Origin of the sequence: Bacillus sp. FSL R5-0560 (genome assembly GCF_037966305.1) — a bacterium.
Classification (GTDB): Bacteria; Bacillota; Bacilli; order Bacillales; family Bacillaceae; genus Bacillus; species Bacillus mojavensis.
This window is the reverse complement of the sequence record NZ_CP150195.1, coordinates 2,614,202-2,639,268: the sequence shown is the minus strand read 5'-3', so window position 1 is coordinate 2,639,268 and position 25,067 is coordinate 2,614,202. Positions and strand designations below refer to the sequence as shown.

Here is a 25,067-nt window from a genome sequence, read left to right as displayed (position 1 = left end):
AATTCTTACATTTATTTTACATTTTTAGAAATGGGCGTGAAAAAAGGAGCGCTATTATGTAAAATATAAAGTGATAGCGGTACCATTATAGGTAAGAGAGGAACATGTACACATGAACAGACAGGAATTGATAACAGAAGCTTTAAAAGCGCGTGACATGGCATATGCACCGTATTCCAAGTTTAAAGTAGGAGCCGCTCTTCTTACCAAAGATGGAAAAGTGTACAGAGGCTGCAATATAGAGAATGCGGCATACAGCATGTGCAACTGCGCTGAGCGTACCGCTTTGTTTAAAGCTGTTTCTGAAGGCGATACTGAGTTTCAGATGCTGGCAGTAGCTGCTGACACCCCGGGACCAGTATCACCGTGCGGAGCCTGCAGACAGGTGATTTCTGAGCTCTGCACAAAGGACGTTGTTGTCGTGCTGACCAATTTACAAGGACAAATAAAAGAAATGACTGCAGAAGAATTATTGCCAGGCGCATTTTCATCGGAGGATTTACATGACGAACGAAAGCTTTAAATCAGGATTTGTATCCATTATCGGAAGACCAAATGTAGGTAAGTCTACTTTTTTGAACAGAGTGATCGGCCAAAAAATCGCCATCATGAGTGATAAACCCCAAACAACGAGAAATAAGGTGCAAGGGGTTTTAACGACAGGCACATCGCAAACAATTTTTATTGACACACCAGGAATTCATAAGCCTAAGCATAAGCTTGGGGACTTTATGATGAAAGTGGCGCAAAATACATTGAAAGAAGTCGATTTGATCTTATTTATGATCAATGCTGAGGAAGGTTACGGCAAGGGCGACGAGTTCATTATTGAGAAATTGCAGAATACCTCGACACCTGTTTTCTTAATCGTAAACAAAATTGACAAAATCCATCCTGATCAATTGCTTCTGCTAATTGACGAATACCGCGGGCGATATCCTTTTAAGGAAATTGTTCCGATCTCTGCATTAGAGGGAAATAATATTGAAACCTTGCTGGCGCAGATTGAAGCCTATTTGCCTGAAGGGCCGCAGTTTTATCCAAGTGATCAGGTGACCGATCATCCGGAGCGCTTTATTATTTCTGAGTTGATCAGGGAAAAGGTGCTGCATCTGACAAGGGAAGAAATCCCGCACAGCATTGCGGTAAGCATCGAATCGATTAAAGGACAGGACAACGGATCCGTGCACGTGGCGGCAACAATTGTAGTCGAACGTGATTCTCAAAAAGGCATTGTCATCGGTAAAAAAGGCAGCCTGCTGAAAGAAGTCGGAAAAAGAGCGAGAGCGGATATTGAGGCCCTCTTAGGTTCTCGCGTCTATCTTGAATTATGGGTAAAAGTGCAGAAAGACTGGCGTAACAAAATGTCCCAGCTTCGCGACTTCGGCTTTAAAGAGGATGAATATTAATCTCTTGCTGTGTCATTATCTCACATGAACAGGGATAACTTAGCAAATTTTGTTTAACATGAAATGGAGGACATCTGGTCAAGATAAAGGTAAGAATTTGGAGTTTAGGTAAGCTAGTTTAACTACAGAAAGGTGGGTTTCTTGTGTTGAATTTTACCTGGAACGTATTTTCTCAAACAGGAAATGTTGATACGTATCTTCTTTTTAAAGAACTGGAAAAAGAGAACATGGAAAGACCCGAAGAACTAGAAGATGAGCTAGCCCGATTTGATTTTCCAATTTTATAGACCTCTTGACCGCTCCTGTTTTAGGAAGGTGCGGAAATGCTGACAAAATGTGAAGGAATCGTTCTTCGTACCAATGATTACGGAGAGACGAATAAAATAGTTACTTTACTGACAAGAGAACACGGAAAAATAGGTGTTATGGCCAGAGGAGCCAAAAAACCGAACAGCCGTTTATCAGCAGTCAGCCAGCCCTTTTTATATGGTTCATTTTTAATGCAGAAAACAACAGGCCTCGGAACCCTTCAGCAGGGTGAAATGATTCTCAGCATGAGAGGCATCAGAGAGGATTTGTTTTTAACTGCATATGCAGCTTTTATTGCCGAGCTCGTTGACAAAGGCACAGAAGAAAAAAAACCAAATCCCTATTTGTTTGAATTTATTTTAGAATCCTTTAAACAGCTTGATGAAGGAACAGACCCGGATGTTATTACCTTCATTGTTCAAATGAAGATGCTTGCTGTGATGGGACTGTATCCTGAGCTTAATCACTGTGTGCATTGTAAAAGCCAGGATGGGACATTCCATTTTTCTGTTCGCGATAACGGTTTTATTTGCCACCGCTGCTTTGACAAAGACCCTTACAAGGTGCCGATTAAACCGCAAACGGCAAGGCTATTGAGATTGTTTTATTACTTTGATCTTTCAAGGATTGGCAATGTATCCTTAAAGCAGGAAACGAAAGATGAAGTAAAGCAAGTTATTGACTTGTACTACGAAGAATATTCAGGAGTTTATCTGAAATCGAAGCGCTTTTTAGATCAAATGGAGAGCATGAAACATCTTATGGGTGAAAACAAAAGTTGACATCTGGCCCATCTTTTTATATGATCATTTATTATAAAATATGTTGCAGTGAGAGAAAGAAGTACTTGCGTATACCTCATAAAAGCGACCTTAGGACGGTGTAAGCTAAGGATGAGCACGCAACGAAAGGCATTCTTGAGCAATTTTAAAAAAGAGGCTGGGATTTGGTTCTCAGCAACTAGGGTGGAACCGCGGGAGAACTCTCGTCCCTATGTTTGCGGCTGGCAAGCATAGAGACGGGAGTTTTTTGGTTGCTGCCGCAGCAATTTTATGAAAGAAAAGTGGAGGTGCTTGAAATGAATATTCAAGACATGATTCTAACCCTGCAGAAGCATTGGTCCAATGAAGGCTGTGTGCTCATGCAGGCATACGATGTAGAAAAAGGGGCCGGCACGATGAGCCCGTATACATTTTTGCGCAGTATCGGTCCTGAGCCGTGGAAAGTGGCTTACGTTGAGCCGTCAAGACGCCCAGCTGATGGCCGATATGGAGAAAACCCGAACAGACTTTATCAGCATCATCAATTTCAGGTCATCATTAAACCGTCACCTGATAACATTCAAGAGCTGTATTTAGACTCTTTGCGCGCTCTCGGAATTGATCCGCTTGAGCATGACATCCGTTTCGTTGAAGATAACTGGGAAAATCCGTCTTTAGGCTGTGCGGGTCTTGGCTGGGAAGTATGGCTTGACGGAATGGAAATTACACAATTCACGTATTTCCAGCAGGTTGGAGGACTCGAGTGTAAGCCTGTTTCCGTTGAGATTACATACGGAATTGAGCGTCTGGCATCTTATATTCAGGATAAAGAAAATGTATTTGATCTTGAGTGGACGTCAGGGTTTACCGTGAAAGATTTATTCATGATGGCTGAGTACGAGCATTCCGTTTATACATTTGAAACATCTGATGTTGATATGCTGTTCCAATTATTCAGCACGTATGAAAAAGAAGCGATCAAGCAAATGGATAACGGTCTTGTGCATCCTGCATATGACTACGTGCTTAAATGCTCGCACACATTCAACCTTCTTGATGCCAAAGGGGCAATCTCTGTTACAGAGCGGACAGGCTATATCGGAAGAGTGCGGAATTTAGCAAGAAAAGTCGCAAAAACCTATTATGAGGAACGAGAAAAACTAGGGTTCCCAATGCTTAAAGGGGAGGGTTCTTCTCATGAGTAAACAGGATTTACTTTTAGAGATCGGATTAGAGGAAATGCCGGCGCGCTTTTTGAATGAAAGCATGGTTCAGCTTGGCGAAAAGCTGACAGGCTGGCTTGCAGAAAAAAATATCGCACACGGTGAAGTGAAGCTTTTTAATACACCGAGACGCCTTGCTGTTTTCGTAAAGGGTGTAGCAGAAAAGCAGGATGATATAAAAGAAGAAGCAAAAGGGCCTGCAAAAAAAATCGCTCTTGATGCTGACGGCAACTGGACAAAAGCGGCGATTGGGTTTTCAAAAGGGCAAGGTGCCAGCGTGGAAGACTTGTACATGAAAGAAATAAAAGGCACAGAATATGTTTTTGTGCAAAAATTCCAAGCAGGCCAAGAAACCAAAACACTTCTGCCTGAACTGAACAGCTTAATTACAAGCCTTCATTTCCCGAAAAACATGAGATGGGGAAATGAAGATCTGCGTTATATCCGTCCGATTAAATGGATTGTCGCTTTATTTGGCCAGGATGTCATTCCGTTTGCAATCACAAATGTGGAGTCAGGCCGGACGACACAGGGGCACCGTTTCCTGGGGCATGAAGTGTCTATTGAATCGCCTTCAAGTTATGAAGAACAGCTGAAAGAGCAGCATGTGATTGCTGATCCAAATGTTCGCAAACAGATGATTCAATCGCAGCTGGAAGCAATGGCCGAAGAAAACAAATGGAGTATTCCGGTTGACGAAGACCTCCTTGATGAAGTCAATCATTTAGTAGAGTATCCGACGGCTCTTTACGGCTCATTTGAATCTGAGTTTCTGTCCATTCCTGAGGAAGTGCTTGTAACGACAATGAAAGAGCATCAGCGCTATTTCCCTGTTAAAGACAAGAACGGAGATTTGCTTCCTTACTTTATCACAGTCCGTAACGGAAACAGCCACGCGATCGAAAATGTCGCGCGAGGCAATGAGAAAGTGCTGCGTGCACGTTTATCCGATGCTTCCTTCTTCTACAAGGAAGATCAGAAGCTGAACATTGATGAAAATGTGAAGAAGCTTGAAAACATTGTGTTCCATGAAGAGCTTGGCTCTCTCGCTGATAAGGTAAGAAGAGTAACAGCGATCGCAGAGAAGCTTGCTGTCCGTCTTCAAGCTGATGAAGATACATTAAAACACGTGAAACGTGCTGCTGAAATTTCTAAGTTCGACCTTGTGACACATATGATATATGAGTTCCCTGAGCTTCAAGGAATTATGGGTGAAAAGTATGCGAGAATGCTTGGCGAACATGATGCTGTAGCTGCGGCTGTCAACGAACACTATATGCCTAGATCCGCAGGCGGAGAAACACCTTCCACTTTCACTGGGGCAGTCGTGGCAATGGCGGATAAGCTGGATACAATCGCATCCTTCTTCTCTATTGGTGTCATTCCGACTGGTTCACAGGATCCTTACGGCTTGCGCCGCCAAGCGAGCGGTATTGTTGCGATTCTGCTTGACCGGAACTGGGGCATTTCGTTTGAAGAGCTGTTGACTTTCGTACAAACGGAAAAAGAAACCGAACTGTTAGATTTCTTCACTCAGCGTCTAAAATACGTCTTAAATGCGGAGCAGATCAGACATGATGTAATAGATGCCGTGCTGGAAAGCTCTGAGCTTGAGCCGTATTCAGCGCTCCACAAAGCGCAAGTGCTGGAACAAAAACTGGGTGCCCCGGGCTTTAAAGAAACAGCTGAAGCTTTAGGCCGAGTGATCTCTATCAGCAAAAAAGGAGTTCGCGGGGATATTCAGCCTGAATTGTTCGAAAATGAATACGAAGCGAAGCTGTACGAAGCTTATCAAACTGCTAAACAAAATCTGCAGGAAAGCTTCAGCAAAAAAGATTATGAGGCGGCACTTTCTTCACTTGCAGCCTTGAAGGAACCGATCGATGCTTATTTCGACCATACGATGGTTATTGCTGATAACGAGGCATTAAAGGCAAACCGATTAGCGCAAATGGTAAATTTGGCGGATCAGATCAAGTCCTTTGCTAATATGAATGCCCTTATTGTAAAATAAAGAGAGAAAAGGCGGTTGCTGTGTGATCGGTAATCGTCTTTTCCCCATTTAAACGTTTTTTTGTTTGATTACAGAGCATTTACGTTATAATATGGTTTATTATTCTCTTTACATAGATATGAAGTGAAAAGGTGGTGAGTACGATCGAACTAAATAAACGGCAAGAACATATTTTGCAGATTGTAAAAGAAAACGGACCGATTACAGGGGAGCATATTGCCGAACAGCTGAATTTAACGAGAGCAACACTGCGTCCTGATTTAGCCATACTCACCATGTCAGGTTTCCTTGAGGCGCGCCCGAGAGTCGGTTATTTCTATACTGGAAAAACCGGTACGCAGCTGCTGGCAGATAAACTGAAAAAGCTTCAGGTGAAAGACTTTCAATCTATCCCCGTCGTTATTCACGAAAACGTTTCTGTATATGATGCGATTTGCACCATGTTTTTAGAAGATGTAGGTACTCTGTTTGTAGTGGACCGTGATGCTGTTTTAGTCGGAGTGCTTTCACGAAAGGATTTACTACGAGCCAGCATCGGCCAGCAGGAGCTTACTTCTGTCCCTGTGCACATTATTATGACTAGAATGCCGAATATTACAGTGTGCAGACGCGAGGATTATGTGATGGACATTGCAAAGCACTTAATTGAAAAACAAATCGATGCGCTGCCTGTCATCAAAGATACCGATAAAGGATATGAAGTGATCGGCAGAGTGACGAAAACGAATATGACCAAAATACTTGTCAGTTTATCAGAAAATGAAATCCTATAAGAGCGCAGACTAACGGGGGGATAATATGAATAACCGCATCATCTATGTCGTATCGGATTCCGTCGGTGAAACGGCTGAATTGGTAGTCAAAGCTGCATTAAGCCAATTTAACGGATCAGCAGACGATACACATGTAAGAAGAATTCCTTATGTTGAAGACATTGGCACTATCAATGAAGTGATTTCGCTTGCAAAAGCAGATGGAGGCATTATCTGTTTTACACTTGTGGTGCCGGAAATAAGAGAATATTTGATTGCCGAAGCGGAAAAAGCAAATGTCTTATATTATGATATTATCGGCCCGTTAATTGATAAAATGGAAACAGCCTACGGTTTAACGGCGAAGTATGAACCGGGACGGGTCCGCCAGCTTGATGAAGATTATTTCAAAAAGGTCGAAGCTATTGAGTTTGCTGTTAAATACGATGATGGGCGTGACCCACGAGGCATTTTAAAAGCTGATATCGTTTTGATCGGTGTATCGAGAACCTCTAAAACACCGTTATCGCAATATCTTGCCCACAAGCGGCTGAAGGTTGCCAATGTCCCGATTGTTCCGGAGGTTGACCCGCCGGAAGAGCTTTTTAATGTTGACCCGAAAAAATGCATCGGCCTGAAGATCAGTCCGGATAAACTGAATCATATCAGAAAAGAACGGTTAAAATCACTTGGCCTCAATGACAAGGCCATTTATGCAAATATCAACAGAATAAAAGAGGAATTGGAATATTTCGAAAAGATCGTGGATCGAATCGGCTGCCAGGTTGTAGATGTTTCAAATAAAGCAGTAGAAGAAACAGCAAATATTATCCATCATCTCAAAACGAAAAACATGTAACTCAGGACGCTCTATCCTGGGTTTTTGACTTTGCCAAAAGGGAATAATGAAAAACAATAGCATCTTTGTGAAGTTTGTATTATAATAAAAAATTGTGATAAAATGATTAATTTTAGGTTTAAGGTTCGTGTGATACGAATAAACTATTATGGGTAAGATGTCAAGAATTTCTCCCGGAAATTTTTCGACAAATTCAAATACACCCGCATTTTTGCAGGGTGTGCGATTTTGCTTGCTTTTATGCAGGAGTTTAATGGAGGGATGGAGAATTACTCTTCTTAATGAAAAAGAAAAGACGATTTTTGTCGATGCTGATGCTTGTCCTGTAAAAGACGAAATTTTACAAACAGCATCCGATTATGAAGTTCAAGTTCTTTTTGTCGCTTCATTTGAACATTACCAGCTTTCCAGAAGTCAGGAAGAAAAATGGAAGTATGTTGATCCTCATAAAGAAGCTGCTGATTTATATATCGCAAATCATGTAAAACCGGGAGATGTCGTGGTGACGCAGGATATTGGTTTAGCGTCCCTGCTTCTGAACAGGAACGTCACTGTCATGTCGGAGAGAGGACGTCTTTACAAGGAAGATACGATTGATTTTGCCCTTGAAGGCCGTCATGTTTCCGGCAAACAAAGGAGAAAAGGCATATATGCCAAAGGGCCTAAAAAATTGAATCATGAAGATCGAGAACGATTTGTTATGCTGCTGCAAAAAATCCTGTCGAACGATGAAGGGATTTTGCACTAAAACATCGAATAATGTACGACGGAGTGTTATAAGATGGGAAATCGGATACCAGATGAAATTGTAGACAAGGTGCAAAAGTCGGCAGATATCGTTGAAGTCATAGGTGATTATGTTCAATTAAAGAAGCAAGGCCGAAACTACTTTGGACTCTGTCCTTTTCATGGAGAAAGCACACCTTCGTTTTCCGTATCGCCAGACAAACAGATTTTTCATTGCTTCGGCTGCGGAGCGGGTGGCAATGTCTTCTCCTTTTTGAGGCAGATGGAGGGTTATTCGTTTGCTGAATCGGTTTCCCACCTTGCGGACAAATACCACATTGATTTTCCAGATGATATAACGGTTCACACCGCAGTCCGGCCAGAATCCTCCGGAGAACAAAAAATGGCGGAGGCTCATGAGCTTCTGAAGAAATTTTACCATCATTTGTTAATAAATACAAAGGAAGGCCAGGATGCGCTGGATTATTTGCTTGCAAGAGGGTTTACGAAAGAGCTGATTGATGAATTTCAGATTGGCTATGCACTTGATTCTTGGGACTTCATAACGAAATTTCTCGCCAAGAGAGGCTTCAGTGAAACTCAAATGGAAAAAGCGGGGCTGCTCATTAGACGCGAAGACGGAAGCGGATATTTTGACCGTTTCAGAAACCGGATCATGTTTCCGATCCATGACCATCATGGAGCTGTTGTGGCTTTCTCAGGCCGAGCGCTTGGCAGCCAGCAGCCAAAATATATGAACAGCCCGGAAACGCCGCTTTTTCATAAAAGCAAGCTGCTTTATCATTTTCACAAGGCCCGCCTTCATATCAGAAAGCAGGAAAGAGCTGTCTTATTCGAGGGATTCGCCGATGTCATATCAGCGGTAAACTCAGGCGTAAAAGAGAGTGTAGCGACGATGGGAACGTCTCTGACAGATGATCATGTAAAGATTCTGAGAAGAAACGTGGAGGAGATCATTCTTTGCTATGACTCTGATAAAGCCGGATATGAAGCCACCTTGAAAGCTGCAGAGCTTCTTCAGAAAAAAGATTGTAAAGTCAGAGTCGCTATGATCCCTGACGGATTGGACCCTGACGATTACATTAAACAGTACGGCGGAGAAAAATTCAAAAACGACATTGTCGATGCAAGCGTTACGGTGATGGCGTTTAAAATGCAATATTTCCGGAAAGGAAAGAACCTGTCCGATGAAGGCGATCGATTAGCCTACATTAAAGAAGTGCTTAAAGAAATCAGCGCGCTGTCAGGATCACTTGAACAGGAAGTCTACGTGAAACAGCTTGCTTCCGAATTTTCGATTTCCCAGGAGTCATTAACTGAGCAGCTGACTGTATTCGGCAGGCAATACAAACCTGCTGACAGCAGCGGTGAAACGAAAACAAGAAGAGCGCATTTGACAACTAAGGCAAGGCAAAAACGGCTGCGCCCGGCGTATGAAAATGCAGAAAGGCTTTTACTGGCGCATATGCTTCGTGACAGGGGCGTCATAAAAAAAGTCATTGACCGGGTCGGGTTTGAATTTAATATTGATGAACACCGCGCTTTGGCCGCCTATCTGTACGCTTTATATGAAGAGGGTGCCGAGCTGACGCCTCAGCATCTTATGGCCAGGGTGACGGATGATCATATAAGCCAGGTATTGTCTGATATTTTAATGCTTCAGATTAATCAAGAACTCAGCGAGGCCGAGTTATCAGATTATGTGAAAAAAGTGTTGAATCACAGAAAATGGTCAATGATAAAAGAAAAAGAGGCGGAAAGAGCCGAAGCCGAAAGGCAAAAAGATTTTTTGAGAGCCGCATCTCTGGCTCAAGAAATCGTTACATTGAACCGATCTTTAAAATAACAGGGACAACTGATGAGGAGCTTTTATTGGCAATGATTCCTTGCGGAGGAGCAAATAGATCGCTTGACCTCATCATGAATTGTCATTTCATTATTCGCACATTGTTAAAGGCAGTTCACATAGAAAACGCCTGAATGGACCGAATAAGAATCATACCGCTTTTAGAATTCGTTGCAAGCTTTGGAAGGAGGGATCCATAATGGCTGATAAACAAACCCACGAAACAGAATTAACATTCGACCAAGTGAAAGAACAATTAACTGAGTCTGGTAAAAAACGTGGCGTTTTGACATATGAAGAAATTGCTGAGCGTATGTCCAGCTTTGAGATTGAGTCAGACCAAATGGATGAGTATTATGAATTTTTAGGTGAACAAGGTGTTGAATTAATTAGTGAGAATGAAGAAACAGAAGATCCTAATATTCAGCAGCTTGCCAAAGCCGAAGAAGAATTTGACCTTAATGACCTAAGTGTACCGCCTGGTGTCAAAATCAACGACCCAGTACGTATGTATTTAAAGGAAATCGGCCGGGTTAACCTTCTTTCTGCAAAGGAAGAAATCGCCTATGCGCAAAAAATTGAAGAAGGTGATGAAGAATCCAAACGCAGATTGGCCGAAGCGAACCTGCGGCTTGTTGTCAGCATCGCCAAACGGTACGTCGGACGCGGAATGCTGTTCCTTGATCTGATTCAAGAAGGTAACATGGGTCTGATGAAAGCCGTTGAGAAATTTGATTATCGTAAGGGTTATAAATTCAGTACGTATGCTACGTGGTGGATCAGACAGGCGATTACACGCGCCATTGCCGATCAGGCGAGAACGATCCGGATCCCCGTTCATATGGTTGAAACCATTAATAAATTAATCCGCGTACAGCGTCAGCTATTGCAAGACTTAGGCAGAGAGCCAACACCTGAAGAAATTGCGGAAGACATGGATCTAACACCTGAAAAAGTACGTGAAATCTTAAAAATAGCACAAGAGCCAGTGTCTCTTGAAACACCGATCGGTGAAGAGGATGATTCCCATCTTGGTGATTTCATCGAAGATCAAGAGGCTACTTCACCTTCAGATCATGCGGCATACGAGCTATTGAAAGAGCAGCTTGAAGACGTGCTTGATACGTTAACAGATCGTGAAGAAAATGTATTGCGGCTTCGATTCGGTCTTGATGACGGACGTACAAGAACATTGGAAGAGGTCGGCAAGGTATTTGGAGTTACGAGAGAGCGTATTCGACAAATCGAAGCGAAAGCGCTGCGGAAACTAAGACATCCTAGCAGAAGTAAACGTTTGAAAGATTTTCTAGAATAAGATGGAACGGGTCTTGCAGATCCGTTCTTCTTTTTTAAAAAGATATATGGATAATATGTCTTTATTTTACTGAAAAATGATGTCATTTGCAAATGAACATTGCGATGAAAAATTTCAATATACCAATCCATATTTTCTATTGTAAGCGTATACAATACATTATACAATAGAATAAAAGGAATGTTAGAGAAATAGGCATGTTTTGATTTAATTTTGTATAAAGTGTGAATAAAAAACTTTTGTATGCCAATCCATTTACTTTTTGTAAAAATAAGTTAGAATTAGAAGTGTTTACATAGGGGGAAGGATCATAAAGGGGGAAGGGAAATGAAATGGAATCCGCTTATTCCATTTTTACTGATCGCTGTTTTAGGTATTGGTCTGACTTTCTTTTTATCAGTAAAGGGGCTTGATGACTCTCGCGAGATTGCGAGCGGAGGAGAAAGCAAGTCTGCTGAAAAAGATGATGCAAACGCTTCACCGGAAGACATTTACAAGGCAAATTGTATTACCTGTCATGGGGAAAATTATGAAGGAGTTTCTGGTCCGAGTTTAAAAGGTGTAGGGGATAAGAAGGATGTCGCTGAAATCAAAACAAAGATTGAAAAGGGCGGTAATGGAATGCCTTCCGGTCTTGTTCCGGCTGATAAGCTTGATGACATGGCAGAATGGGTGTCTAAAATTAAATAAAGGATGTATCTTTCTCCTTATACGTTCTCAGGCCGCCGAGATGTTCTCGACAGCCTTTTATTTTTGTCCTATTCCATACTGATTTTGTTCCTGCAAAGAAATAAACTGAAAATCATTCGCTCAGCTTGGATTCCGGGCTGATTTTTTATATGATAGAAAAGGAAAAAATGATTGAGAAAAGTTGTGATGACAAGTGAACGAATTAAAATTATCAAAACGATTACAAACAGTAGCGGAGTACATACCGGATGGAGCGGTAGTAGCGGATATTGGTTCTGACCATGCTTACCTTCCTTGTTATGCGGTGCTGAATCATAAAGCGAGCAAAGCTATTGCTGGAGAAATAACAGACGGTCCATTCTTGTCTGCCAAACGGCAGGTCGACAAATCGGGTTTAAGCGCACACATAACGGTAAGACAAGGAGACGGCCTTGAAGTGCTTCAGAAAGGTGAGGCTGACGCCATAACAATTGCCGGAATGGGCGGGTCACTGATCGCTCATATTTTAGAAGCAGGCAAAGAAAAACTGACAGGTAAAGAACGGCTTATTTTACAGCCGAATATTCATGCCGTTCATATTAGAGAATGGCTGTATAAAGAAGGGTACGCACTTATTGATGAAGTGATTCTTGAGGAGGACGGGAAGTGCTATGAGGTGCTTGTCGCCGAAACGGGAGACAGAGATGCAGCTTATGCAGGAATTTCTTTGCCGGCAGGAATGCTCGTAGGCCCATTTTTGGCAAAAGAAAAGAATGCTGTATTTTTGAAAAAATGGACACAAGAGCTCCAGCATACTCAAAACATATATGAACAGATCAGCCGTGCTGCGACATCTGAAGATAACAAAAAGAAATTGAACGAACTAACCGATCGAATGGAGCTATTAAAGGAGGTTATCGATCATGGCTAAAACGGTAAACGGACAGCAAGTCATTCAGCTGTTTGAACAATTTTCTCCAAAAGCCTATGCAGTTGAGGGTGATAAAATCGGTCTGCAAATCGGCAGTTTAAATAAACCAGTTAAAAATGTGATGGTTACGCTGGATGTATTGGAAAGCGTCGTCGATGAAGCGATTGAAAAGGATGTTGATTTAATCATTGCACACCATCCTCCTATTTTCCGGCCGCTAAAGCATATTTCAACTGATCAGCCCGGCGGAAGGCTGATTGAAAAGTGTTTGAAGCATGACATCGCCGTGTATGCGGCTCATACTAACCTAGATGTTGCGGACGGCGGTGTAAACGATTTGCTTGCTGAGGCCTTGGAGCTGAGTGGAACTGAAGTATTGGTGCCTACTTATACTGACCCTCTCAAAAAACTCGTCGTATACGTGCCGAAAGAATATGAAGAACAGGTCAGAGGCGCTCTGGGAAATGCGGGGGCAGGCCATATCGGTGAGTACAGCCATTGTGCGTTTTCATCTGAGGGCATTGGCAGCTTTAAGCCATTGGACGGAGCACAGCCTTTTATCGGAGAGGTTGGAGAGCTTGAGCTCGTACATGAAGTCAGACTGGAGACTGTGTTTCCTCAAAGCATAGAAAAAGCCGTTATAAACGCAATGATAAAAAGCCATCCGTATGAAGAAGTCGCTTATGATATTTATCCTGTCGAGCAGTCATCAGCCGAAAAAGGGCTAGGCCGTGTCGGAACACTTAAAAATGAAATGACGCTTCAGGAATTTGCTTTGTTTGTAAAAGACAAGCTTCAAGTGAACGGCGTCAGAATGGTGGGACAGGCTGACAGCATGGTGAAGAAAGTAGCTGTTCTCGGAGGAGACGGGAACAAGTATATCCATCAGGCAAAACGGAAAGGCGCAGATGTTTACGTCACGGGTGATCTATATTTCCATGTTGCCCATGATGCGATGATGCTTGGTCTGAATGTTATTGATCCAGGCCATTACGCTGAAAAAATCATGAAAGAAGGCGTTGTAAAAAAACTGACGTCAATGTGTAAGGATAAAAAAGCAGACGTCAATATCTTTATTTCCGAAACGGATACAAATCCATTTACTTTTCTATAAAAAAACTGAGGCTGTGAGGGCCTCAGTTTTTTGCTTTCACTTTTGGAAGGATTTTTTTGAGCGGAACATTGTGTTCGATTGTCCAAGTTGATGGGTCTTCATGATCGAACTGTTCTAAAAAGCGAATCACTTCTTTGGTGATCGGCGTCGGTGTTGAAGCTCCGGCAGTAACGGCGACGGTATTTACGCCTTTAAGCCATTCCAGTTTTAATTCGCTGAGATCGCCGATTCGGTACGCTTTTGTCCCGGCTATTTCCTCAGACACTTGGGCGAGCCGGTTTGAATTATTGCTTTTTGGGTCGCCGACAACGATCGTTAGGTCCGCTTTTTTCGCCTGCTCCGATACAGCCTCCTGCCGCACCTGAGTAGCCAGGCAAATCTCTTGGTGATATTCAACGTGAGGATATTTTTCCTTCACGAGCTCCATAATATCGTGAACATCCCATTGAGACATTGTCGTTTGGTTTGTTACGATCAATTTTTCAGCTTGGATATCGAGATTTTTGACATCTTCCGGTGTTTCAACCAAGTGAACGATATCAGGCGCTACGCCAACCGCTCCTTCCGGCTCCGGATGGCCTTTTTTGCCGACATAGATCACGTGGTATCCTTTTTCTTTCATTTCTAAGATTAAGTTGTGGGTTTTCGTAACATCCGGACATGTAGCGTCTATAGCGACTAATCCTTTTTCTTCAGCGATTCTTCTAACCTCGGGAGAAACGCCGTGCGCTGTGAAAATGACAGTTCCTTTTTCAACCTGCTTCAGGATGTCCAGTCGATTAGCGCCGTCCAATGTATAAATGCCATCTTCCTCAAACGCATCAGTGACGTGTTTATTATGAACAATCATCCCGAGTATATAAATGGGTCTTGGCAAGCTTTTATCCAGTGCCGCGTTTTTAGCGATTACCATAGCGTCAACAACACCATAGCAATAACCGCGCGGCGAAATTTTAATTACGTCCATTTTCGGTTGTCCTCCAATACAGAAGTGAGTAAAGGCAATATAAAAAGCCGTAATCAAACGGCTCTAATCTTGCAATCTTCTGATCTCCATTATAGCCAATCTCACTCCAGATATCAAAGAATGTTAAATATATAATCTCGGCTTAGAACTGCCGGATGTTTTTTTCGAGGAAGGAGAGGGCGTTTCCTTTTTCTGTGAAACAGATGTTTTTGATTTTTGTTCCTTTAAGTCCGGTGCTGCTGTTTTTTTTGCAGATGATGGTCTGCTTGCTTTTGATTTTTCTTTTTCACCAGATTCGTTTGACGCAGCTTTCTTTTCTGTTTCTGTATTATCTTCTGATTCTGTCTTCGTTTCTTCTTCAGTGCCCTCTGTATCATCGTTTTTGCTTAATTGACTGTAAAGCTTTATCATTGCCGGCAGGTTGCGGACTAAGGGTCCGTACTGCTGAATCATAGGGGTGACTTGCTGCGCCATGCCGAGCACTTTTTGCACATTGCCGAGCATACTGGATAACGATGCCGGATTGGCGAGATTTTGAATGCCCTGCAGACCTGCTCCTCCGCCTGCGGCTGCTCCGGGCGCCCCTGTGCCTCCTGTGCCGGGTAAAAATTTGGACAGCATCCCTTTTAAGCCTGTGCCCGCCCCATTTCTTGCTCCGGCGTTTGGCTGTGGAAGAAATTGCTGCCCTGATTGCTGGAAACTTTGCTGAGGCGGACCAAATGAAGGTCTTCGCATTTCAGGCGCTGTTCTTCCCATCATGCGCTGGTTTTGCATAGGGCGGGGCGGACCGGGCTGCGGATAGTTTCTCATTGGCTGCTGCTGTGAAAACATACTTGTACCTCCTTTCAGCTCTCTCTGCTATTACAATATGCATGGGTTTCGGTATTTGCTTTCCTTATCTGAATAAAACAAACGCCTTCCAAACGTGGTGTTTTTAAGGGAAATCGGGTATAATGTGATGATGGACACATAATGTGCCGCTTTAAGGAGCTGGGAAAAATGAAAGAAACTAAATTTGATGTGTATGAATTGAAACCGTTTATTATAGATGCAGTACATCGCCTTGGTTTTTATGAACCGACTGATATTCAAAAAAGGCTGATTCCTGCTGTATTAAAAAAAGAAAGCGTCATCGGACAGTCTCAGACTGGAACCGGAAAGACTCACGCTTACTTACTTCCTTTGTTAAATAAAATTGATCCTGCTAAGGATGTCGTTCAGGTGGTTATTACGGCTCCGACGCGCGAGCTTGCCAACCAGATTCATCAGGAAGCGCTGAAAATCACTCAGGGTGCTGAAGGTGATTCGATCCGTTCCAAATGTTTTATCGGAGGCACAGATAAGCAGAAAGCCATTGATAAACTGAAAACGCAGCCGCATCTGGTCGTCGGAACGCCGGGACGGATTGCGGATTTAATCAAAGAACAGGCATTAAGTGTTCATAAAGCTGAGTCTCTTGTTATTGATGAAGCGGATTTAATGCTGGATATGGGCTTCCTTGCAGACGTTGATTACATTGGTTCACGTATGCCAGAGGATCTGCAGATGCTTGTGTTCTCTGCAACGATTCCGGAAAAGCTGAAACCGTTTTTGAAAAAATACATGGAAAACCCGAAATACGCCCACGTGGAGCCTAAACAGGTCACTGCTGCGAAAATTGAGCATATTCTTATTCCTTCAAAGCACCGTGATAAGGACAAGCTTCTTTTTGATATCATGTCTAATCTGACCCCTTACTTAGGCATTGTGTTTGCTAATACGAAAAACAATGCCGACCATATCGCCAAATATTTGATGGACAAAGGGATGAAAATCGGACTTCTGCACGGCGGCTTAACGCCTCGTGAGCGTAAAAAAGTCATGAAGCAGATTAATGATTTGGAATTCACTTATGTAATTGCAACTGACCTCGCCGCAAGAGGCATTGATATTAAAGGTGTCAGCCATGTCATCAACTATGAGCTGCCGGATGATCTTGATTTTTATGTTCACCGTGTGGGCAGAACAGCGCGCGCGGGTTCTTCAGGACAGGCCATGACAATTTATGAGCTTTCTGATGAGGATGCATTGGTGAAGCTTGAGAAAATGGGCATTGAGTTTGATTACCTGGAGATTGAAAAAGGCGAATGGAAAAAAGGCGATGACCGCCAGCGCCGCCAAAAGCGTAAAAAGACGCCGAACGAAGCAGATGAAATCGCCCATCGTCTCGTGAAAAAGCCGAAGAAGGTTAAGCCCGGATATAAAAAGAAAATGAGCTACGAGATGGAGAAAATTAAGAAAAAACAGCGAAGAAATCAATCTAAAAAAAGAAAGTAGGGGAACCGGTTGTTGAGAATAGGTTCACACGTCTCTATGAGCGGAAAACATATGCTTCTGGCTGCGAGTCAGGAAGCAGTCTCTTACGGGGCGAACACGTTTATGATTTATACAGGCGCGCCGCAAAATACGCGCCGAAAAAAAATTGAAGACTTAAATATAGAAGCCGGCCGCGCTCACATGCAGGAAAACGGCATCGACGAGATTATCGTACACGCGCCTTATATTATTAATATTGGCAATACGGTCAATCCGGCTACTTTTGAGCTTGGTGTTGATTTTCTCCGCTCTGAAATTGAGCGGACAGCTGCTATCGGCGCAAAGCAAATCGTCCTTCACCCGGGTGCTCATGTTGGCGCGGGAGCCGAGGAAGGCATTAAGAAAATTATTGAAGGCTTAAATGAAGTCATTGATCCGAATCAAAATGTGCAGATTGCATTAGAAACAATGGCAGGCAAAGGGTCTGAATGCGGCAGAAGCTTTGAAGAGCTTGCGCAAATTATTGATGGCGTTACACACAATGAGCATTTGTCTGTATGCTTTGACACATGCCATACACATGATGCCGGCTACAATATTGTCGAAGATTTTGACGGAGTGCTGAATGAGTTCGATAAAATTGTTGGTATTGACAGAATCAAAGTGCTCCATATCAATGACAGCAAAAATATTAAAGGCGCGAGAAAAGACCGTCATGAAAATATTGGCTTCGGGGAAATTGGATTTGACGCATTGCAATATGTCGTTCATCATGAGCAGCTAAAAGACATTCCGAAAATCCTTGAAACGCCGTATGTCGGTGAAGATAAAAAGAACAAAAAACCGCCGTACCGTTTTGAGATTCAAATGCTGAAAGAAAAGCAATTTGACAACACATTACTCGAAAAGATTTTACAGCAATAAAAAAGCGGGGGATTGAATCCCCCGCTTTTTTTCAGCTTGAGAATTGCTTGAAAAGTTCATGAACGGTTTGGGCTGTTTCTTTTGAAGTAATGGATTCTACTTGTTTCAGCAGCCGTGTACGTTCCTGCTCATTAAAAATATTCACATTTTTCCCGTATAACAGGTTTGCTACTTCAATTGCTTGCGGTTTTGTCAGACTGATTCCGTATTGCTTGGAGTACTTCAATAAATCTTCAGCAGTGGCTTGATTGAGCCTCTGCAAAATAATTCTTTGAAATAATATCATCGAACATTCCACCTCTCAGACATAATGTATGGGCAAATCAATAAAATGTGTCAGCATTTCATGGTAAAATAGAGTCATAGTCTATTTAAAATAGTTATTGCAGGAAAGGAGATTTTATGACCCCAACAAAACAACACAAAAGAGAATCATTTACCCACTTTATATTCAGGGTCATCATGATTCTGATCGGAGCTGCGTCTGCGGCGGTGAGTATTGAATTATTTTTAGTCCCCAATGATTTTATTGATGGCGGCATTATCGGTGTATCACTTATTTTAGACCACCTCTTTATGTCAAACCCCTTTCTGAATTTCGCTGTTTTTGTTGTCATCTTAAACATTCCTTTTATGATCTTCGGATATAAATATATCGGTAAGACCTTCCTCGTCTCTACTGTTATCGGGATCGTCGGCCTTGCCTTAATCGAATCCTCGCTTCACCACGTAGAAGCCATTACGACACAGCCTATTCTGGCTACAGTATTCGGAGGTCTATTGCTCGGCTTTGGCGTGGGTCTGGTGATTCGTAACGGAGGTTCAATGGACGGCACAGAAATTCTCGGTATACTCTTAACGAAAAAATTGCCGTTTTCAGTTGGTGAATTTGTGATGCTTATCAATGTATTTATCTTTATTTGGGCCGGTTTTGTGTTCGGTCCCGAGCAAGCTATGTATTCTTTCATGACTTACTACATTGCCATGAAAACCATTGATGCGGTCATCCAAGGGCTTGATGAAACAAAAGCTGTGATTATTGTCTCGGACCAGTATGATGAGATTTCCGACGCAATATTACACCGTCTCGGACGCGGAACAACGAAGCTGAAGGGAAAAGGCGGCTATACAGACGAGGAAAAAGATGTGATTTATGCAGTTGTCACAAGGCTGGAAGTGACTAAGCTCAAATCCATTGTGTTTGAAGTCGATGATAATGCCTTTATTACAATTATGAATACTCATGAAACAAGGGGCGGCAAATTCAAAACCGCAATCCACTAGGCTTTCATTTACTTTTATTCATTTTATGGGTATAATTTTATCAGTAGTTAAGAAAATGGCTTGCTGGTCAGACAGCTGCCATTTTCTTTTTGATATTTAAGATACGTTCGTTCTTAAGCAAAGCGAAAAGGGGGGCCCTTCATGAACGTACAAGAAGCGCTGAACTTACTGAAAGAAAACGGATATAAATATACAAGCAAACGGGAAGATATGCTTCAGCTTTTTGCTGATTCGGACAGGTATCTGACCGCTAAAAATGTACTTTCTGCACTAAATGATGATTATCCCGGGTTAAGCTTTGATACGATTTACAGAAACCTATCTTTGTATGAAGAGCTAGGTATTTTGGAAACGACTGAACTTTCCGGTGAAAAGCTGTTCCGATTTAAATGCTCATTTACTCATCATCACCATCACTTTATTTGCCTGGCTTGCGGCAAAACAAAGGAGATTGAGTCTTGTCCGATGGATAAGCTCTATGATGACTTAGATGGCTATCAGATCAGCGGGCATAAATTTGAGATTTACGGGACATGCCCAAGCTGTGAACAGGAAAAGCAAGATCAACCCTCTGCATGAGAGTGAAAGGATAGAGAAAAAGGAGCCTGATCAGGCTCCTTTTTTAATTTTTCACACGTATGAAAGAATGTTTATTTTCATTTATCCATTGAACCGCTTCGAGCCAGTTGTTAACTCTAATGATGTTTGAATCAATCGGAAGCTGGTTATAAGGCGAATTGAATAAAATCACCGGTATACCAGCTTCTTTTGCAATCATCATTGCGTTTCCATGATGATCCTCAAAAAACAAGTCGATGTCATGTTTTTTGACCGCTTCGACTTTATGATGCCCGCCCACAAGCTCTATGTGGTCATAATGGATGTTTTGTCTGTCAAACCATTCGTACGTAATATCGCTTAAATGAGTCCTTCTCGCCGTAATATAAATCAGCCGGTGCTCCTCTTTGAGGAGGTCAAGGGACTGTTTTGCATGCTGCGCAAGAAGTGCTTCTTTATATATCGTCGCTTCATTTTGATTCATCCAATCCCAAAATTCGTCCTGTGTAATACGTAACAGTTTTGTTAAATCATAATCCGTCATATCGTTTAATGAAATGGAAAGATTAAACGAGCGGTTTAAATAAGGGACGAATGTATCCTGAGCCGTGATTGTGCCGTCAATATCTATTCCTAAACGTAACATGCCCACACTCCTTCAGTTTCATCCTTTCAAGTGTAACATAAACAATTAGCATTACCAGAAAAGTTTAGCAAACATGAATCGGGAAAAATGGATCAAACTATAAAAGCTCCTTTATAAAACAGAAGGGGGAATTGAAGGTGGCAAACGATTACGAAAAACGTGATAACAACAGTTACTATGTAGATCATGGTTCTGAAGGAACAAATATTACCCGCGACAATGATGGTTTTTTTGAGGAAACAGCTGCTGAAATTGCAGAGCCTTTCCGTGCTTCTGACCGAAGCGATGACCAAGGGAATGACCGCAGCGGCAGCAATGTCAATGAAGGACGGGGAATAGGGTATATCGCTTTAGCCTTGTCCATTATTTCATTGTTTGTTCTTCCTGTTTTGTTGGGAGCTGCCGGTATTATTGTCGGCTATATCGCAAGAAGAAGAGGAGCCCAAAGCCTGGGCGCATGGGCTATGGGGATTGGTGTTGTCTCATTAGTGCTTGGAATATTTATTATTCCATTTTTCTAATACAAAAAAGCTTGACGGGTTCCCGTCAAGCTTTTTGTGTTTCTTCATTTAAGTTCGCTTTTTCAGCCTCAAGCTTTGCGTAGTGTTCTTCAGCAAGTATGTCGATTTCTTTTTTCAGTTCTTCAACCATTGTTTCTTCTGGAACCTTACGGACAATTTTTCCTTTTCGGAACAGAAGGCCTTCGCCGCGTGCTCCAGCAATGCCGATATCAGCTTCTCTCGCTTCACCCGGGCCGTTTACCGCACATCCGAGAACGGCGACTTTAATCGGCGCTTTCACTTTAGAAATATATTCTTCCACCTCGTTGGCGATGCTGATCAAATCAATCTCGATACGGCCGCAAGTCGGGCATGAGATGAGAGTTGCAGCGTTAGAGGCCAAACCAAAGGATTTCAATAGCTCTCTCGCTACTTTAACCTCTTCTACTGGGTCTGCACTTAATGAGATACGCAGGGTGTTACCGATGCCCTTGCTTAAAATCGCGCCAAGTCCTGCTGCGCTTTTTACTGTACCGGCAAACAGCGTACCTGACTCGGTGATGCCGAGGTGAAGCGGGTAATCAAATGCTTTTGACGCTTTTTCATAAGCTTCGATGGCAAGGTTTACGTCAGAAGCCTTCATGCTGACGATAATATCGTGAAAATCAAGATCTTCAAGAATCTTAATGTGATGAAGAGCACTTTCTACCATGCCGTCTGCTGTCGGATATCCGTATTTTTCTAAAATCCGTTTTTCCAATGAACCTGCGTTTACACCGATTCGGATCGGAATCCCTTTTTCTTTTGCCGCTTTAACGACCGCTTCGACTTTTTCACGGCGCCCGATGTTGCCTGGGTTGATTCGTATTTTATCTGCGCCGCCTTCAATGGCTTTTAACGCAAGTTTATAATCAAAATGAATGTCAACGACGAGCGGAATGGAAATCCGTTTTTTAATATCCGCAATGGCGTTTGCCGCCCGTTCATCCGGACAAGCCACCCGCACGATTTGGCATCCGGCTTCAGCCAGCCGGTTAATTTCCGCAACCGTTGCTTCTACATCATGTGTTTTGGTTGTTGTCATGCTTTGGATAACGACTTCATTGTTACCGCCTATTGTTAAAGGTCCCACTTTAACGGGACGCGTTTTTGTACGATGGGTGATTTCACTCACTTGTCAATCGCTCCTTAATTGTAGTTGCCGCTTCTAGAATAAACCTAGTATGGTGTATGTCAATGTATTTTACAAATTATATTGTAACAGTGTATTCGCCGAACTGACAAGAAATTAACGTTAATTATGGGTAGACCGGGAATTTGTATGCTGTTCCTGCTTGAATCGTATTGGCTTTTACATTTGGATTAAGCGTTTCAAAATCCTTTACAATATCGTCAGGGGAACTTGCAGACCCGACAATTGACATGACCGTGTCACCCGGTTTTACCGTTACCGTTTTATATGCTGTTTCCTGCATAGTTGTTTTTGCCGATGCTTTATAAACAGGGAGGTTTTGAACAGGGATCGTTCCAATTTTAAGATCATAAAAAAGGATAAAAAGGATAAAGAGAATGCCGAATACAAAAGTGAGACGTTTCATTGACTTTGCCTCCCGCATACAACATTTTTATAACATTGTATGCTTGTCCGTTATCATTCATGACAAAAGAAAAGAGACTGCAAAGGCAGTCTCCGAATTAAGCAGCAGCTTTTTTGGACGGGAGCTCTTTTAAAACGAGAAACAGGATGACAAAGTTAACAAACCAGTTGACTAAAAATTCACTTGGCACCGTTGTTTCTAACGCACGCATAATCGTAAAAAATATCGTTGAAAGGGTGATGGAGTAAGCAGAAAGCTTCCATAGCTGCTGGTAGGACAGCTGCTTTTGCTGAGCGTTCTTTATGATTAGCCCGATAAGCGCCAAGAAAGATACCTCAATAAATTTTCCCGCCGCTGTCACGAGAAAAATGAGTACTGAAAGAACAGTCACAATCATCGCTTTATTTTGGTTTAACCCTGCAGTGATATCTTTTTTTGTTAAATCTGACGGCATCATTGAGTAAGCCATCTCTTGGGCCTGTCCGTCAATGGCCAAAACAAACTTATCCTGAAGTATACCTATTGCGTTTTGCTTTGCTTCGATTTGTTCTGTGCCATATGCATCCGTCGGATCAAACACGATGACAAAGCCGTTTGCCTTTGATTCTGTGGCTTTTTTTTCATCTGTTTGAAGTTTGCCGTTTGAAATTGTGAAATCAGGGAAATCTTTGTTTAAAACGGATTTAAAGCCGTTCATAGATTGGACGGTCCCTGAGCTTACATAATAAGCAGTGGGGATCGCAAAAAGGACAGAGAGCAAAAATACATAAAGAATCGCTTTTCCGATTCCTTGAAATCTTGTTTTTGCAATATCCCGTGGAGAGTATGTACTTTTGATGAAAAGCTGAAATACATTCACTGTCTTCACTTCCTAGCTATACAATATATGTTGCTTATTGTATCGCTGCCTGCGTTTGAATACAAGGAAGACCTGCATTGGCAGAAGTGTAAGATCAGAGATGTAAGCATATTGAGGAGGATGGATACTATGGATATTTTGTATTGGCTGTTGATCGCGGCACTATTTATCATTGCTTTTATCGGGCTTGTGTACCCTGTTATTCCAAGTGTTGTATTTATTGTAGCCGGTTTTGTATTATACGGATTTTTGTTTTCTTTCAGTCCGTATTCCTATATGTTCTGGCTGGTTGAAGCTGTATTCGCCGCAGTATTATTCGCTGCAGATTATGTTTCCAACCTGCTTGGTGTAAAAAGGTTCGGCGGAAGCAAAGCTGCTATTTGGGGAAGTACGATCGGTTTGTTAATCGGACCATTTGTGATTCCGGTTGCAGGAATCATACTAGGGCCGTTTATCGGGGCTGTTTGTGCAGAGCTTATCGTACATCAAAAAGATGTAAAATCAGCGTTTAAAATTGGGCTAGGCTCATTGATCGGCTTTTTAACGGGTGTCATTGCAAAGGGAATTATTCAGCTTCTAATGATCGGATATTTTTTATGGACTGTTCTTTAAAGATGCCATTCAGGAGGTTTAAGGTGACAAAGTAACGGTTAAAGTGAAATATGTCTGCTGAAATAGCCAAATTGTGAGCTTTTTCATTGATTACATGGCGTTCTTTTGTTACATTGAATGAAGAAAGGCTCGCTGTAAAGCGGCATTTCAGTACATATATATTAAGGAGGAATTATCATGGCTTACGAACTTCCAGAACTACCTTATGCGTACGATGCTTTAGAACCGCATATCGACAAGGAAACTATGAATATTCACCATACGAAGCACCATAACACATACGTTACAAATTTAAACAAAGCGGTTGAAGGAAACACTGCTCTTGCAAACAAATCAGTTGAAGAGCTTGTTGCAGATTTAGATTCTGTTCCTGAAAACATCCGCACAGCAGTCCGCAACAATGGCGGCGGACATGCGAACCACAAATTATTCTGGACACTTTTATCTCCAAACGGCGGTGGCGAGCCAACTGGCGAGCTTGCTGAAGAGATCAACAGTGTATTTGGAAGCTTTGACAAATTCAAAGAACAATTCGCTGCAGCAGCAGCTGGACGTTTCGGTTCAGGCTGGGCATGGCTTGTTGTAAACAACGGCAAACTTGAAATCACAAGCACGCCAAACCAAGATTCTCCGCTTTCTGAAGGCAAAACGCCTATCCTAGGTCTTGATGTTTGGGAGCATGCTTACTACCTGAACTACCAAAACCGCCGTCCTGATTACATTTCAGCTTTCTGGAATGTGGTAAACTGGGACGAAGTTGCTCGTCTTTACAGCGAAGCAAAATAATAACGCAAAACAAGGTCCTCATAAAAGGGCCTTGTTTTTTTATGTCTTCTCTTTACATATCTCCGTTTCAGTGAGACAGACTAAGGGGT

Annotated in this window: 28 protein-coding genes; 21 read left to right on the top strand and 7 right to left on the bottom strand. The window is 42.4% G+C overall.

Features of this window, described 5'->3' with window-relative positions; genetic code table 11:
- The first annotated feature begins 112 nt into the window (after window positions 1-112).
- From NST56_RS14010 to NST56_RS13945, 14 genes are all read left to right on the top strand, one after another.
- Complete coding sequence (locus NST56_RS14010) at window positions 113-523, top strand: cytidine deaminase (protein ID WP_010334980.1); 411 nt, start codon at window positions 113-115, stop codon at window positions 521-523.
- Complete coding sequence (gene era / locus NST56_RS14005; RefSeq protein ID WP_010334979.1) at window positions 504-1,409, top strand: GTPase Era; 906 nt, start codon at window positions 504-506, stop codon at window positions 1,407-1,409. The genes NST56_RS14010 and era overlap by 20 nt, the downstream gene beginning before the upstream one ends.
- Window positions 1,410-1,552: 143 nt before the next feature.
- Window positions 1,553-1,696, top strand: coding sequence for a YqzL family protein (locus NST56_RS14000; protein ID WP_024122087.1), 144 nt, complete (start codon window positions 1,553-1,555; stop codon window positions 1,694-1,696).
- 36 nt (window positions 1,697-1,732) lie between these two features.
- Window positions 1,733-2,500 (top strand): DNA repair protein RecO, encoded by a 768-nt coding sequence (recO, locus tag NST56_RS13995; RefSeq protein ID WP_010334977.1) that lies wholly within the window; start codon window positions 1,733-1,735, stop codon window positions 2,498-2,500.
- A gap of 296 nt (window positions 2,501-2,796) precedes the next feature.
- The gene (gene glyQ, locus NST56_RS13990) at window positions 2,797-3,684 is read left to right on the top strand and encodes a glycine--tRNA ligase subunit alpha (protein ID WP_010334976.1); all 888 of its coding nucleotides are present in this window, start codon (window positions 2,797-2,799) and stop codon (window positions 3,682-3,684) included.
- Window positions 3,677-5,716 (top strand): glycine--tRNA ligase subunit beta, encoded by a 2,040-nt coding sequence (gene glyS, locus NST56_RS13985; RefSeq protein WP_268445848.1) that lies wholly within the window; start codon window positions 3,677-3,679, stop codon window positions 5,714-5,716. Before glyQ ends, glyS begins: the two co-directional genes overlap by 8 nt.
- Before the next feature lie 134 nt (window positions 5,717-5,850).
- Window positions 5,851-6,489: a transcriptional regulator CcpN gene (ccpN, locus tag NST56_RS13980; RefSeq protein ID WP_024122084.1), complete on the top strand. Its 639-nt coding sequence runs from the start codon at window positions 5,851-5,853 to the stop codon at window positions 6,487-6,489.
- Between the two features lie 25 nt (window positions 6,490-6,514).
- Entirely contained in the window at window positions 6,515-7,327 is an 813-nt protein-coding gene (locus NST56_RS13975) for a pyruvate, water dikinase regulatory protein (RefSeq protein WP_003237056.1), read from the top strand.
- Between the two features lie 253 nt (window positions 7,328-7,580).
- On the top strand, window positions 7,581-8,075 hold the full coding sequence (locus NST56_RS13970; protein ID WP_029441368.1) for a YaiI/YqxD family protein: 495 nt from the start codon (window positions 7,581-7,583) through the stop codon (window positions 8,073-8,075).
- A 33-nt stretch (window positions 8,076-8,108) separates the two neighbouring features.
- The gene (gene dnaG, locus NST56_RS13965) at window positions 8,109-9,920 is read left to right on the top strand and encodes a DNA primase (RefSeq protein ID WP_339177222.1); all 1,812 of its coding nucleotides are present in this window, start codon (window positions 8,109-8,111) and stop codon (window positions 9,918-9,920) included.
- 199 nt (window positions 9,921-10,119) lie between these two features.
- Window positions 10,120-11,235, top strand: a complete 1,116-nt coding sequence (gene rpoD / locus NST56_RS13960) for an RNA polymerase sigma factor RpoD (protein ID WP_003226225.1) — start codon at window positions 10,120-10,122, stop codon at window positions 11,233-11,235.
- Window positions 11,236-11,562: 327 nt separating this feature from the next.
- Complete coding sequence (gene cccA, locus NST56_RS13955) at window positions 11,563-11,925, top strand: cytochrome c550 (RefSeq protein WP_010334972.1); 363 nt, start codon at window positions 11,563-11,565, stop codon at window positions 11,923-11,925.
- 241 nt (window positions 11,926-12,166) lie between these two features.
- Window positions 12,167-12,835, top strand: coding sequence for a tRNA (adenine(22)-N(1))-methyltransferase TrmK (trmK, locus tag NST56_RS13950; protein ID WP_244956503.1), 669 nt, complete (start codon window positions 12,167-12,169; stop codon window positions 12,833-12,835).
- Complete coding sequence (locus NST56_RS13945) at window positions 12,828-13,949, top strand: Nif3-like dinuclear metal center hexameric protein (protein WP_268504975.1); 1,122 nt, start codon at window positions 12,828-12,830, stop codon at window positions 13,947-13,949. Before trmK ends, NST56_RS13945 begins: the two co-directional genes overlap by 8 nt.
- 22 nt (window positions 13,950-13,971) lie before the next feature.
- Here the strand turns inward: NST56_RS13945 and NST56_RS13940 are convergent, their stop codons facing one another.
- Window positions 13,972-14,916 carry a 4-hydroxy-3-methylbut-2-enyl diphosphate reductase gene (locus NST56_RS13940; RefSeq protein WP_010334969.1) on the bottom strand — a complete coding sequence of 315 codons (945 nt, stop codon included), beginning with the start codon at window positions 14,914-14,916 and terminating at the stop codon, window positions 13,972-13,974.
- Between the two features lie 123 nt (window positions 14,917-15,039).
- Complete coding sequence (gene vrrA, locus NST56_RS13935; RefSeq protein WP_168748257.1) at window positions 15,040-15,747, bottom strand: VrrA/YqfQ family protein; 708 nt, start codon at window positions 15,745-15,747, stop codon at window positions 15,040-15,042.
- Window positions 15,748-15,915: 168 nt separating this feature from the next.
- On the opposite strand from vrrA, the gene cshB reads away from it, so the two are divergent.
- On the top strand, window positions 15,916-17,232 hold the full coding sequence (gene cshB, locus NST56_RS13930) for a DEAD-box ATP-dependent RNA helicase CshB (RefSeq protein ID WP_010334967.1): 1,317 nt from the start codon (window positions 15,916-15,918) through the stop codon (window positions 17,230-17,232).
- A 9-nt stretch (window positions 17,233-17,241) separates the two neighbouring features.
- Complete coding sequence (locus NST56_RS13925) at window positions 17,242-18,135, top strand: deoxyribonuclease IV (RefSeq protein WP_024122077.1); 894 nt, start codon at window positions 17,242-17,244, stop codon at window positions 18,133-18,135.
- Between the two features lie 31 nt (window positions 18,136-18,166).
- Here NST56_RS13925 and NST56_RS13920 read toward each other — a convergent pair whose 3' ends face one another.
- Window positions 18,167-18,421, bottom strand: coding sequence for a DUF2624 domain-containing protein (locus NST56_RS13920; RefSeq protein WP_168748255.1), 255 nt, complete (start codon window positions 18,419-18,421; stop codon window positions 18,167-18,169).
- Window positions 18,422-18,537: 116 nt separating this feature from the next.
- Here NST56_RS13920 and NST56_RS13915 point away from each other — a divergent pair, with 116 nt between their 5' ends.
- The gene (locus NST56_RS13915) at window positions 18,538-19,419 is read left to right on the top strand and encodes a YitT family protein (RefSeq protein ID WP_010334965.1); all 882 of its coding nucleotides are present in this window, start codon (window positions 18,538-18,540) and stop codon (window positions 19,417-19,419) included.
- 141 nt (window positions 19,420-19,560) lie between these two features.
- Complete coding sequence (locus NST56_RS13910; RefSeq protein ID WP_010334964.1) at window positions 19,561-19,998, top strand: Fur family transcriptional regulator; 438 nt, start codon at window positions 19,561-19,563, stop codon at window positions 19,996-19,998.
- 43 nt (window positions 19,999-20,041) lie between these two features.
- On the opposite strand, the gene NST56_RS13905 is transcribed toward NST56_RS13910, so the two are convergent.
- Window positions 20,042-20,623: a nucleotidase gene (locus tag NST56_RS13905; RefSeq protein ID WP_010334963.1), complete on the bottom strand. Its 582-nt coding sequence runs from the start codon at window positions 20,621-20,623 to the stop codon at window positions 20,042-20,044.
- Window positions 20,624-20,754: 131 nt separating this feature from the next.
- Between NST56_RS13905 and NST56_RS13900 the strand changes: the two genes are divergently transcribed.
- Window positions 20,755-21,144 (top strand): DUF308 domain-containing protein, encoded by a 390-nt coding sequence (locus NST56_RS13900; RefSeq protein ID WP_081720839.1) that lies wholly within the window; start codon window positions 20,755-20,757, stop codon window positions 21,142-21,144.
- A gap of 25 nt (window positions 21,145-21,169) precedes the next feature.
- Here the strand turns inward: NST56_RS13900 and ispG are convergent, their stop codons facing one another.
- From ispG to NST56_RS13885, 3 genes are all read right to left on the bottom strand, one after another.
- Window positions 21,170-22,288, bottom strand: coding sequence for a flavodoxin-dependent (E)-4-hydroxy-3-methylbut-2-enyl-diphosphate synthase (gene ispG, locus NST56_RS13895; protein WP_229147570.1), 1,119 nt, complete (start codon window positions 22,286-22,288; stop codon window positions 21,170-21,172).
- Window positions 22,289-22,421: 133 nt separating this feature from the next.
- The gene (locus NST56_RS13890; protein WP_168748252.1) at window positions 22,422-22,721 is read right to left on the bottom strand and encodes a LysM domain-containing protein; all 300 of its coding nucleotides are present in this window, start codon (window positions 22,719-22,721) and stop codon (window positions 22,422-22,424) included.
- A gap of 97 nt (window positions 22,722-22,818) precedes the next feature.
- The gene (locus tag NST56_RS13885; protein WP_168748251.1) at window positions 22,819-23,580 is read right to left on the bottom strand and encodes a DUF1189 domain-containing protein; all 762 of its coding nucleotides are present in this window, start codon (window positions 23,578-23,580) and stop codon (window positions 22,819-22,821) included.
- Window positions 23,581-23,709: 129 nt separating this feature from the next.
- On the opposite strand from NST56_RS13885, the gene NST56_RS13880 reads away from it, so the two are divergent.
- The gene (locus NST56_RS13880) at window positions 23,710-24,192 is read left to right on the top strand and encodes a DUF456 domain-containing protein (protein WP_010334953.1); all 483 of its coding nucleotides are present in this window, start codon (window positions 23,710-23,712) and stop codon (window positions 24,190-24,192) included.
- Window positions 24,193-24,369: 177 nt separating this feature from the next.
- Window positions 24,370-24,978 carry a superoxide dismutase SodA gene (gene sodA, locus NST56_RS13875; RefSeq protein ID WP_010334952.1) on the top strand — a complete coding sequence of 203 codons (609 nt, stop codon included), beginning with the start codon at window positions 24,370-24,372 and terminating at the stop codon, window positions 24,976-24,978.
- Window positions 24,979-25,067: the final 89 nt, after the last annotated feature.

Coding starts and splice junctions, on each gene's coding strand:
- cccA (WP_010334972.1), top strand. CDS start 11,563: ATGAAATGGAATCCGCTTATTCCATTTTTACTGATCGCTGTTTTAGGT.
- NST56_RS13940 (WP_010334969.1), bottom strand. CDS start 14,916: ATGGACGTAATTAAAATTTCGCCGCGCGGTTATTGCTATGGTGTTGTT.
- vrrA (WP_168748257.1), bottom strand. CDS start 15,747: ATGTTTTCACAGCAGCAGCCAATGAGAAACTATCCGCAGCCCGGTCCG.
- NST56_RS13910 (WP_010334964.1), top strand. CDS start 19,561: ATGAACGTACAAGAAGCGCTGAACTTACTGAAAGAAAACGGATATAAA.
- glyQ (WP_010334976.1), top strand. CDS start 2,797: ATGAATATTCAAGACATGATTCTAACCCTGCAGAAGCATTGGTCCAAT.
- NST56_RS14010 (WP_010334980.1), top strand. CDS start 113: ATGAACAGACAGGAATTGATAACAGAAGCTTTAAAAGCGCGTGACATG.
- NST56_RS13975 (WP_003237056.1), top strand. CDS start 6,515: ATGAATAACCGCATCATCTATGTCGTATCGGATTCCGTCGGTGAAACG.
- NST56_RS13905 (WP_010334963.1), bottom strand. CDS start 20,623: ATGTTACGTTTAGGAATAGATATTGACGGCACAATCACGGCTCAGGAT.
- NST56_RS13945 (WP_268504975.1), top strand. CDS start 12,828: ATGGCTAAAACGGTAAACGGACAGCAAGTCATTCAGCTGTTTGAACAA.
- NST56_RS13970 (WP_029441368.1), top strand. CDS start 7,581: ATGGAGGGATGGAGAATTACTCTTCTTAATGAAAAAGAAAAGACGATT.
- rpoD (WP_003226225.1), top strand. CDS start 10,120: ATGGCTGATAAACAAACCCACGAAACAGAATTAACATTCGACCAAGTG.
- NST56_RS13880 (WP_010334953.1), top strand. CDS start 23,710: ATGGATATTTTGTATTGGCTGTTGATCGCGGCACTATTTATCATTGCT.
- NST56_RS13920 (WP_168748255.1), bottom strand. CDS start 18,421: ATGATATTATTTCAAAGAATTATTTTGCAGAGGCTCAATCAAGCCACT.
- NST56_RS13915 (WP_010334965.1), top strand. CDS start 18,538: ATGACCCCAACAAAACAACACAAAAGAGAATCATTTACCCACTTTATA.
- recO (WP_010334977.1), top strand. CDS start 1,733: ATGCTGACAAAATGTGAAGGAATCGTTCTTCGTACCAATGATTACGGA.
- NST56_RS13890 (WP_168748252.1), bottom strand. CDS start 22,721: ATGAAACGTCTCACTTTTGTATTCGGCATTCTCTTTATCCTTTTTATC.
- sodA (WP_010334952.1), top strand. CDS start 24,370: ATGGCTTACGAACTTCCAGAACTACCTTATGCGTACGATGCTTTAGAA.
- cshB (WP_010334967.1), top strand. CDS start 15,916: ATGAAAGAAACTAAATTTGATGTGTATGAATTGAAACCGTTTATTATA.
- era (WP_010334979.1), top strand. CDS start 504: ATGACGAACGAAAGCTTTAAATCAGGATTTGTATCCATTATCGGAAGA.
- dnaG (WP_339177222.1), top strand. CDS start 8,109: ATGGGAAATCGGATACCAGATGAAATTGTAGACAAGGTGCAAAAGTCG.
- glyS (WP_268445848.1), top strand. CDS start 3,677: ATGAGTAAACAGGATTTACTTTTAGAGATCGGATTAGAGGAAATGCCG.